Raw genomic sequence first — 1,599 nt, 5'->3', positions numbered from 1 at the left:
ATCCGAAGCGCCCTGGCATTATCTCCGATCATGACGGGCAGGATGTGCGAGCCGCTCGAACGGATGCCGAGGCGCGCGGACGCTGTCTCGCTCGCAAAAGCAGCGAGCCTTCGCAGGCATGCGCGTCGTTCTGGTTCGTCGGCGATTATGCGCAGCGCCTCGCGCACTGCGGCGGCCATGAGCGGAGAGGGGGCGGTCGAATAAATGAAATTGCGGGCACGATTGACCATGTAGTCGGCAAGCACTCCGGGCAGCCCGACAAGCGCGCCAGAAACACCCAGCGCCTTTCCGCAGGTGTGCAGCACCAAAACATTTGCGCGCCCTTCGAGATCAGCGGCCAAACCACGGCCCTGGGGCCCCAACACTCCGGTCGCGTGCGCTTCATCGATGACAAGGAAGCCGTCATGCCGGCTGGCGAGATCAGCAAGAGCTGCAAGCGGCGCCCTGTCGCCATCCATGGAATAGAGGCTCTCCACCGCGATCCATGGGCGGCCATCACTGCCTTTGGCGCGCCAGAGACGGATCGCCTCGTCAAATGCGTCTGCCGCGTTATGGGATACGCTGATCGCCTCCGCCTTGCTGGCAGATATGCCGTCGTGAACGCTTGCATGGATCAGTGCGTCATGGACGATCAGGTCACCGCGCTGGGGTAGGGACGAAAAGAGCGCAACGTTGGCGGCAAATCCGCTGGAGAAGTAGATCGCCTTTTCCATACCGAAGAAGGATGCGGCCTCGGCTTCAAGCACCTCGTGTTCGGCATGATTGCCTCGAAGCAGACGTGAACCGCCCGCGCCGACCGCTACCCCCCTGTCGAGGGCAGACGCGAAGGCAGCTTTCATGCGGGGTGCTGTGGCCAGTGCCAGATAATCGTTTGACGTAAAGTCGATGCCCTGCGGCAAGACGCGCTCGCGCATGCGCGACCGGGTGCGCAGGCCAGCCAGCGCTGCCTCATAGCGGGCGAGCGCCGGCGCCCTCAACGCGCTGGCTCCCGCTCGAGCGGCCTGAGGCCGAGCCGGCGGAAGAGCGCGCCGTCATGATCCTCAGCGGGATTGTCCGCCGTCAGCAGTGTGTCGCCGACGAAGATTGAGTTGGCGCCGGCAAAAAAACAGAGTGCCTGCATCTCGTCGCTCATGTCGGTGCGGCCGGCGGAGAGGCGGACATGCGACTTCGGCATGAGAATGCGCGCCAGCGCGATCATGCGAACGAAGTCGATCGGGTCGATCGGCTCTGCATTCTCTAGTTTGGAGCCGGGGATTGGGATCAGCATGTTGATCGGAACGCTTTCGGGCGGTGCCGGCAGATTGGCAAGCGTCACCAGCATCGCAATGCGATCCTCGACCGTTTCGCCCATGCCGAGAATGCCACCGGCACAGACCTTGATGCCGGCGTCGCGGACATTGGCGAGCGTTTCCAGCCGATCCTCGAAGGTGCGGGTCGTAATGATCTCGGAATAGAAGCGTTCCGAGGTATCGATATTGTGGTTGTAATAGTCGAGCCCCGCGGTGGCGAGTCTCGCGGATTGATCAGGCGTCAGCATGCCGAGCGTCATACAGGTCTCCATGCCAAGCGCCCTCACGCCCTCGACCATGGCAACCAGTG

Annotated in this window: 2 protein-coding genes; both read right to left on the bottom strand. The window is 62.9% G+C overall.

Features of this window, described 5'->3' with window-relative positions:
- The coding region (locus AC1D35_RS36015) for an 8-amino-7-oxononanoate synthase (protein WP_477942779.1) at positions 1 to 977 on the bottom strand (977 nt) is incomplete at its 3' end.
- On the bottom strand, positions 974 to 1,599 hold a 626-nt coding region (bioB, locus tag AC1D35_RS36010; RefSeq protein WP_477942777.1), incomplete at its 5' end, for a biotin synthase BioB. The genes bioB and AC1D35_RS36015, both read right to left, overlap by 4 nt.

The organism is Rhizobium sp. P1_E6 (assembly GCF_056405875.1).
Note: the sequence above shows the minus strand (reverse complement) of the source record. Positions and strands in the feature narration are given on the sequence as shown.